Source organism: Cellulosimicrobium sp. CpK407 (genome assembly GCF_051844275.1).
Taxonomy (GTDB): domain Bacteria; phylum Actinomycetota; class Actinomycetes; order Actinomycetales; family Cellulomonadaceae; genus Cellulosimicrobium; species Cellulosimicrobium cellulans_G.
In genome coordinates, this window is record NZ_JBGNYC010000086.1 from 1 (window position 1) to 8352 (window position 8352).

Consider the following 8352-nt stretch of genomic DNA (forward strand, 5'->3'; position numbering starts at 1 on the left):
CGCGGCACCACCACCCACCCCGCCCGGCGTCGTCTCGCCCTGGTCTTGGCCCACCTCGGGCGACCGCCCGCGGTGACGGTTCGACCGAGGGCCGCCAACCGGCGTCTCCCAGGCGATCTGGCCGTCGGCCGTCGGCCGACGGCGACGCTGCAACGCAGTGCGAGCGGACGTCGTCGAACCAGGCCTCGACCTCGGCGGACCACGGGCCTACCTCGGCGGACCACGGGTCTACGTCGGCGAGCTGGCTCGGGCGAGCTCGGGCCAGGGTGCCGCGACGGCCGAGCGGTGGGGGTGGGCTCGGATGCGAAGGGGCGTCAGAGCGGCGCTCCAAAGACCCACGCCCGACAGGCCACGGTGACGGCGCCGCAGCCCCGAGCACCGAGCCCACCCCCACCGCGGACCCGACCCCGCGGCCTGAAAACCGACCAGGGCTCTACCTCGGTAGACCAGGGCTCTACCTCGGCGGGCTACGCCTCCGCAACGGGCTGGGCGGCGGCCTTCTCGGACTGCTCGGCCTTGTCGGCCTCGGCCTGGGCCGCGGCCTCCTGCTTGGCGGCCTTCTTCGCCGCGCGCTTCTCGCCGCGACGCTCGGCGAGCGTGTAGAGCACCGGGACGACGACCAGGGTCAGCAGCGTCGAGCTCAGCAGGCCGCCGATGACGACGAGCGCGAGGGGCTGGGAGATGAACGCCCCGCCGCCGGTGATGCCGATCGCCATCGGGGTGAGCGCGAAGATCGTCGCCGCAGCCGTCATGACGATGGGGCGCAGGCGCTTGCGCGCACCTTCCATGACGGCGTCGTCGAGCGACCGGCCGCGCTCGCGGTACTGGTTGATGAGGTCGATGAGCACGATCGCGTTGGACACCACGATGCCGACGAGCATGAGCAGGCCGATGAGGGCCGGCACGCCGAGCGGCGTCGCGGTGGCGAGCAGCAGGAGCAGCGCGCCCGTCGCGGCGAACGGGATCGACACGAGCAGGATGAACGGCTGGAGGAGGCTGCGGAACGTCGCGACCATGACGAGGTAGACGATGAGGATCGCGACGAGCAGCGCGAGCCCGAGGTCGGCGAACGCGTCGGCCTGGTCGGACGCGACGCCACCGATCTCGACGGTCGCCCCGCCCTCCAGGTCGAGGCTGTCGATCGCGGTCGTGAGCTCGGCGGTGAGCGCGCCGAGGTCCTGGCCGGCGGGCGTGACGGAGATCGTCGCGCTGCGCTCGCCGTCGACCCGGGTGATCGAGGTGGGGACCTCGACCTCCGCGACCTCGGCGACCTGCGTGAGCGGGACGGGTCCTGCCGCGGTGGGCAGCACGACCTGCTCCAGCTCCGCGACCGTCGCCGGGGCCTCGCCCGCGAGGACGCGGACCTGGACCGGACCGTCGCCGAGGTTCACGGTGCCGATCGGCGCGGGAGACATCGTCCCCGCGACCGTCCCGGCGACCTGGGTCTCGGTGAGCCCGACGGCGGCCGCGGCGTCGCGGTCGACGGTCACCTGGACCGTGGACTGCGCGGAGGCGAGGTTGTTGGTCACCTGCGCGGCGCCGTCGGCGTCCTCGGCGAGCTGCTGAACGTCGGCTGCGGCAGCCGTGAGGGTCTCGGTGTCGGGGGCGCGCACGACGAGGTCGACCGTCGAGCTGCCGAACGCGGCGTCCGCACCGGCGACCTCGATGCCCTCGCTCGCGTCTCCGCCCAGACCGGCGACGGCGTCGCGCACGTCCTCCTGGGCGGCGACGGCGTCGGCGTCCGGGTCGAGCGTGACGGCGAACGTCGCCGTCGGGGAGCCCCCGCCGCCGAAGAACGCGGCCTCGGGGCCGCCCGCTGTGCCGACCGTCGTCTGCACGGTCGCGACGCCGTCGACGCCCATGAGCGCCTGCTCCACGTCGCGCGCGGCGGCGTCCTGCGCCTCGAGCGACGTGCCGGGCGCGAACGACTCGGTGACGGTGAGCGTGTCCTGGCCGGTGTCGCCGAGGAAGTTGGTCTCCAGGCGCGGCACGAGCGCGAGCGTCCCGGCGAGGATCGCGACGGACACGCCGAGCGTGATCGCCGGGTGGCGCAGCGCCGCCCGCAGCGTCGGGACGTACCCGCGCTGCCACAGACCGCGGCGCTCCTTGGCCTCCGCCGCGGCGCGCGCCCGCTCGCCCGCGAGGCGCGCGGCCTCCGGGTCCGCCGGGACGGGCGGGGACGTGATGAACCAGTACGCGAGGACCGGGACGATCGTCAGCGCCACGAAGAGCGACGCGAGCATCGCGATGGCGACGGTGAGCGCGAAGGGCCGGAAGAGCTCGCCGACCATGCCGCCCACGAGCGCGATGGGCAGGAAGACGGCGACGGTCGCCACGGTCGAGGCGGTGATCGCGCCCGCGACCTCCTTGACGGCGCCGATGATGGCGCCCACCTTCTCCTCGCCGTACGACAGGTGCCGCTTGATGTTCTCGATGACGACGATCGAGTCGTCGACCACGCGGCCGATCGCGACCGTCATGGCGCCGAGCGTGAGGATGTTCAGCGTGTAGCCCGTGGCGTTCATGACGATGAACGTCACGAACAGCGACAGCGGGATCGACACCGCCGAGACGAGCGTCGAGCGCAGCGAGGCGAGGAACAGCAGGATCACGACGACGGCGAACAGGAGGCCGAGCAGGCCCTCCGTCGCGAGGCCCTCGATGGACTCCTCGATGAACGGCGCCTGGTCGAACACGACGTCGACCCGCACGTCCTGCGCGTCGAGCACGCCGGAGAGGTCGTCGATCGCCTCCTGGACGGCGTGCGACACCTCGACCGTGTTGCCCGCGGGCGTCTTGGTGATCGCGACCGCGAGCGCGTTCTCGCCGTCGAGGCGCGAGTACGACGTCGCGGGCTCGGGGCCCGCGGTCACGGTCGCGACGTCGCCGAGCGCGACGGGCGCGGTGCCGGGCGCCGCGGTCGGGGACACGAGCGGCAGCGCGGCGAGCTCGTCGACGGTCGTGACGGCGGTGCCGACCTGCACGCTGAGGGTCCGGTCGCCCTCGGCGACGGTCCCGGCGGGGATCACGACCCCGTTGTCCTGGAGGATCGTGGAGACCTGCGCCGGGCTGAGCCCGGCGGCGGCGAGCGCGGCCGGGTCGAGGTCGACCGTCACCTGCTGGTCGGCGATGCCGCTCACCGCGACGCTGCGCACGCCCTCGACGTCCTCGAGCGCCGGGACGACGCTCGACGAGACGGTGTCGGCCAGCGCCGCGTCGTCGGCTCCGCCGGACACGGCGAGCTGGATCACGGGCAGGTCGTCCACCGACCCCGTGACGACCTGGGGCTCGACGTCCTCGGGGAGCTGGGACTGCAGGCGCGTGATCGCCGTCTGGAGCTGGGAGGCCGCGGCGTCCATGTCCGTGCCGTAGGCGAACTGCACCGTCGTCACGGACATGCCGGTCGACGACGTCGATGTGACGTCCTCCACGCCCTTGACGGCGCGCGCCGCCGTCTCGACGGGGACGGTCACCTGCTGCTCGACGATCGCCGGGGCCGAGCCCGGGTAGACGCCGACGACGGCGGCGGTCGGGATCTGCAGGCTCGGGATGAGCTCCTGCTTGAGCGACCCCATGCTGATGACGCCGAAGATCGCGATCGCGACCGTGGCGAGCGCGACGAGCGCGCGGTTGGCCAGCGCCAGCCGGGCGAGACGGGACACGGAGCCTCCAAGGGTTCCAGGTCGGGTGGGAGACGACGTCGGCGTCGCGATTTCGTTAGCGTAACGCGAAGCATCTCGGGATGGTTCCCGCTCCCACCGATAGAGTCTGCGCCGTGACCCACCCCGCCGACGACGAGCGCGCGGCGCTGGCGCGGCGCCTCGAGGACGCGCAGCGCCGCCTCGCCGAGCTGCTCCTCGCCCAACGGCTCGAGCCCTTGCTGCGCACGACCCTCACGGTCCCCCAGCTGCGCGCGCTCGCGGTCCTCCAGCTCGACGGCGAGACGAGCTCGCACCGGCTCGCGGAGGTGCTCGGCATCTCCCCGGCGACGCTCTCGGGGATCGTGGACCGGCTGGAGGCGGCGGGGATGGCCGCGCGCCGTCCCGACCCGCAGGACGGTCGGGTGCGGCTGGTCGCCGCGACGCCGCGCGGCGCCGCGGCCGTGCGGCGCATCGCCGCGCAGGAGGACGAGCCGCTCACGGACCTGCTCGCCCGGCTCGACGTCGCGGACCTGCGCGCGCTCACGGTCGGGATCGAGGCCCTCACCCAGGTCGCGGAGACGTCGGCCGCGGACACCCCGACCGACACCTCGACCGCCCCGGAGGACTGAGGGACCCGAGCCGCAGGCCCGGGACTCCCGCCTCGTCGTCGTCGGTGCTCAGACCTCGCCGAGCGCCTCCTCGGGCGTCCCCTCGACGGCACGCGCGCGGCGGTTCCAGCGCGACCACAGCACGCGCTCGCCGAGCTCCCCCGCCATCCGGTGGCCGAACGCCACGAACACGACGACGCCGAGCACCAGGATCCCCGCGCCCAGCCAGAACGGGGCCGTCGCGGAGACCGGGTGCAGCAGGCCCGCGATGACCGGCGCGGGCGCGGCGAAGCCCCAGCGCACGAGGTTGAACGCGCCCGTCGTCACGCGCCGGTCCGGGTCGCCGAGCGCGAGCGACAGGTCGGTGAGGTTCGCGTTCGCGATCCCCATGAAGACGCCCGCCCCCACGAGCACGACGACGGACCACGCGGTCCCGAGGTCGAGCGCCAGCAGGACCAGCGCGACCAGCACGCCCACGATCGCGACGCCGAGCGTCTGGACCGCGCCCACGCGGTGGGCGAGGCGGTGCCCGACGACGAGGATCCCGACCGCGAGCCCCACGCCCCACGCGGTGAAGACGAGGCCCAGCGGCACGACGTCGAGCCCGAGGAAGACGGGCGTGTACCCGAGCACGATGAAGAAGCAGAAGTTGTACGCGGCGGTGACCGCGGCGAGCGCGAGGAAGCCGGGCTTGCGGAAGAGGCGGAACACCTGGCCGAGCCGCAGGGGCGCGGGCTTCTCGGCCGGGTCCTTGAGGCGCGTCACGGACACGAGCAGCGCGACGAGCATGAAGACGCCGCAGACGAAGAACGGGACCCGCCACGAGATGCCGCCCAGCAGGCCGCCGAGCAGCGGGCCGACGGCGAAGCCGAGCCCGACGCACGTCTCGAAGAGCTCGACGACCCACTCGCGGTCGTTGGCGAGCGAGACGAGCAGGACCATCGCGGTCGCGAAGAACATCGCGTTGCCGAGGCCCCACAGCCCGCGCAGCGCGGCGAGCTGGCCGATGCTCGTGCTCAGGGCCGCGAGCACCGCGGCCACGGCGACGAGGCTCACGCCGGTCGCGAGGATCTTCTTGTAGCCGAACCGACCCGTGGCCATGACGGCAGGGATCATGCCGAGCGCCATCACGGCGATGTAGGCCGTGAAGAGGAGCTCGATCTGCCAGGTCGACGCCCCGATCTCCTCCCCGATGACGGGCAGGATCGGGTCGACGACCGCGATGCCGGCGATCGCGAAGAACGCCGTGAGAGCGGTCGCGTAGATGGCGGTGCGGTTCGGTTCGTTGCGCGTGGAGGCCACTGCGTTCGTACTTCCTGGTCGGCGGGAGAGTGCCGCTCGGCCCGAGGGGACTCGGCGGCAGCCTTTATCTGTATCTGACAGGTAAGTATCTGTAGAATACACCTATGACGGTTGCCGAGGGAAACGATCACGGAGCCGGTGCGTCGTCCGGCGGGGCGTCGGCGCGCGACGACGCGACCGCGCACGACGTGCTCGGCGCGATCGAGCTCGAGGTCGCGCAGCTCCTGCGGCGCGCCGAGCGCACCCGCGCGTCGGGGACGCCGGGCACCTCGCGCCGCGGCGGGACGCTCGACCGCTCCGGCTACCTCCTCCTCCACACGCTCGGGACGCACGGCCCCCTGCACGTGAACGCGCTCGCGGAGCGCCTCGGCCTCGACGCGTCGACAGTCACCCGCCAGGTCGTCGCGCTCGAACGGGCCGGTCACGTCCGCCGCGCGCGCGACCCCCGTGACGGCCGCGCGGTCGTCGTCGAGCCGACGAGCGAGGGCCTCGACGAGCTCGCCGCGCACCGGGTCGCGCGGACGGAGCTGTACGCCGACGTGCTGGGCGACTGGTCCCGCCTGGACCGCGCGCTGCTCGCCGAGCTGCTGGGCCGCCTCAACGGCGACCTCGACGCCTACCGCCGGCGGCGCGACACGCCGTGACCACCGCCGTGAGCCCGCACGGAGGGCGCGACCTCACGGCGCCGCGACCTCACGACGCAGGGAGCGCCCAGCGGATCAGCCGCGTGACCGTGGCGCCGGCGGGCCGCGCCCACCACGCCGGCAGGCCGCGCACCCGCGGCATCCCGGCGCGGGCCCACGCGGGCAGCGACTCGCGCGCGGCGACGGCCAGCCCGGCGTAGGCCGGTCGCACCGGCCACGGGAGCGGGGGCTCGACGAGCAGGAACCGCGCGGCGTCGAGCGCGGACGGCGTGAACGAGAGCGCCGGCCGGTACTCCTCGACCGCCGCGTCCAGCTCCCGACGGGTCAGGGGCGCGTCCACGACCCCCAGCGCGCGCCCGACGACGGCGGCCTGGGCGACGTACTCGTCGCACCCCTGCGCGTCGAGCGGGCGTCGACCGAACGACTGGTGCGCGACGAGGAAGCTCTGGGTCTCCGCGACGTGGACCCACCGCAGCAGGTCGGGGTCGCTCGCCCGGTAGCGGCGGCCGTCGGGCGCCCGGCCCCGGACGCGCTCGTGGACCGCGCGGACCGCTGCGACCGCGCGCTCGGCGTCGTCGGCGGTGCCGAACGTCGTCACGGCGATGAAGGTCGACGTGCGCTGGAGGCGGCCCCAGGGGTCGCCCCGGTAACCCGAGTGCGCGGCGACGCCCGCCATGGCCAGCGGGTGCAGGCTCTGGAGGAGCAGGGCGCGCAGCCCTCCGACGAACATCGACGCGTCGCCGTGCACGCGCTGGACCGGCGAGCCCCGGTCGAACCAGCGCGGACCCGGCGTGTCGTGGATGCGCGCCCTCGTGGCGGTCGCGTCCGGGCCCGCGACCCGGAGGAAGATCGCGCGCTCCGTCGCCCCGCGCACCCGCTCCACCACGTGGGCCATGCGACCGATGCTCGCACCTCGCGCCGCCCCTCGCCCCTCGCGCCTCGCCTCGCAACGCGTCCCAAGAACTCGTTGCAAAGAACCTCTTGCAAAGGTGTCTTTGCATGGCTACTCTCGTGCCATGAGCACCGACGGCGACACCACACCCCCGAGCGCCGAGCGCCACCCGGCGCTCGGTCCGGCGCAGCTCAAGGCGCTCGCGCACCCGCTGCGGGTGCAGATCCTCGACCTGCTCTCCACCCACGGCGCGCTCACCGCGAGCCGCCTCGCCGACCTCGTCGGCGAGTCCAGCGGCTCGACGAGCTACCACCTGCGCCAGCTCGCCCGGCACGGCTTCGTCCGCGAGGTGGCCGGCCGCGGCACGGCGCGGGAGCGGTGGTGGGAACGGCCGCCGGGCGGCTTCACCGTGAGCACGCCCGACGAGACCGAGGACACGGCGACCACGCTCGCCACCGCGATGGTGAGCCGGGAGTTCGAGAACGCGCGCGCCCGCAAGATCCAGGCGTTCCTGGAACGCTCCTCCGAGCTCCCGACCCGCTGGCTCGACGGGGCGCGCCTCACGACCGCCAGCATGTGGCTCACCGCTGACCAGATGAACGAGGTCGCGGACGCCTGGGACGCGCTCGACGCGACGCTCCACCGGTTCGAGGGCCAGGAGCAGGCGCCGGGCGCACGACCCGTGCAGATCCACTTCAACGTCTTCCCCACGATCGACGGCAAGGAGAACCCCTCATGAGCGCGTACTCCCCCACCCTGCCCCGCACCGCCGAGCCGCGCGGCGCCGACCGTCTGCTCGTCGTCGTCGGCTCGGCACTGAGCGACCTCGGGCGCCGCCGCGCCGCGGCGCGCGCACAGGCGCGACGCGACCGGCTCGCCGTCGCCCCGGAGACCACGTCGACCCGCTCGTCCGACCCGCTCCACGCCGCCGCGGAGCACACGCTCGACCGTGCGGCGCTGTCGCGAGCGTCCCTTCTGCCCTGAACACCCGGAGATTCCACCCGCATGGGGAGTGGTCACCATGTCGGCGACCCCGACCGCTCGGTTACCCTCGACGGGGCGTTCTGTGGGCACAGACGCGCGTCTCCCCGTCTCTCGCCACCCGGCTCGACAGGACGACGCGGTCCCGTGTGCCCCGACCACGTACGTAGGGAGCATTGGTGGGCCTTCTCTCGAGCATCCGCGAGCATCGTCGGACCGTCGCGTCGGTGAGCACCGTGTCGGTGTTCTCGACGGCGCTGGTCGGGATGGCGCTGTTCTACGAT

At 73.9% G+C, this 8352-nt stretch carries 7 protein-coding genes; 4 read left to right on the forward strand and 3 right to left on the reverse strand.

What is annotated here, in order from left to right; genetic code table 11:
- Window positions 1-467: 467 nt before the first annotated feature.
- The gene (locus ABWU78_RS20670; RefSeq protein ID WP_353708625.1) at window positions 468-3662 is read right to left on the reverse strand and encodes an efflux RND transporter permease subunit; all 3195 of its coding nucleotides are present in this window, start codon (window positions 3660-3662) and stop codon (window positions 468-470) included.
- Between the two features lie 113 nt (window positions 3663-3775).
- Here ABWU78_RS20670 and ABWU78_RS20675 point away from each other — a divergent pair, with 113 nt between their 5' ends.
- Window positions 3776-4270 carry a MarR family winged helix-turn-helix transcriptional regulator gene (locus ABWU78_RS20675; protein WP_353708624.1) on the forward strand — a complete coding sequence of 165 codons (495 nt, stop codon included), beginning with the start codon at window positions 3776-3778 and terminating at the stop codon, window positions 4268-4270.
- 48 nt (window positions 4271-4318) lie between these two features.
- Here the strand turns inward: ABWU78_RS20675 and ABWU78_RS20680 are convergent, their stop codons facing one another.
- A complete protein-coding gene (locus ABWU78_RS20680; protein ID WP_253052993.1) occupies window positions 4319-5551 on the reverse strand; it encodes an MFS transporter in 1233 nt (410 codons plus the stop codon).
- Between the two features lie 104 nt (window positions 5552-5655).
- Between ABWU78_RS20680 and ABWU78_RS20685 the strand changes: the two genes are divergently transcribed.
- Window positions 5656-6195: a MarR family winged helix-turn-helix transcriptional regulator gene (locus ABWU78_RS20685; protein WP_253052991.1), complete on the forward strand. Its 540-nt coding sequence runs from the start codon at window positions 5656-5658 to the stop codon at window positions 6193-6195.
- 49 nt (window positions 6196-6244) lie between these two features.
- Here ABWU78_RS20685 and ABWU78_RS20690 read toward each other — a convergent pair whose 3' ends face one another.
- Window positions 6245-7090 (reverse strand): oxygenase MpaB family protein, encoded by an 846-nt coding sequence (locus tag ABWU78_RS20690; protein ID WP_439159367.1) that lies wholly within the window; start codon window positions 7088-7090, stop codon window positions 6245-6247.
- A gap of 121 nt (window positions 7091-7211) precedes the next feature.
- Here ABWU78_RS20690 and ABWU78_RS20695 point away from each other — a divergent pair, with 121 nt between their 5' ends.
- Entirely contained in the window at window positions 7212-7826 is a 615-nt protein-coding gene (locus ABWU78_RS20695; RefSeq protein WP_253052987.1) for an ArsR/SmtB family transcription factor, read from the forward strand.
- Window positions 7823-8071: a hypothetical protein gene (locus ABWU78_RS20700; protein WP_439159368.1), complete on the forward strand. Its 249-nt coding sequence runs from the start codon at window positions 7823-7825 to the stop codon at window positions 8069-8071. The genes ABWU78_RS20695 and ABWU78_RS20700 overlap by 4 nt, the downstream gene beginning before the upstream one ends.
- The last annotated feature ends 281 nt before the right edge of the window (window positions 8072-8352 follow it).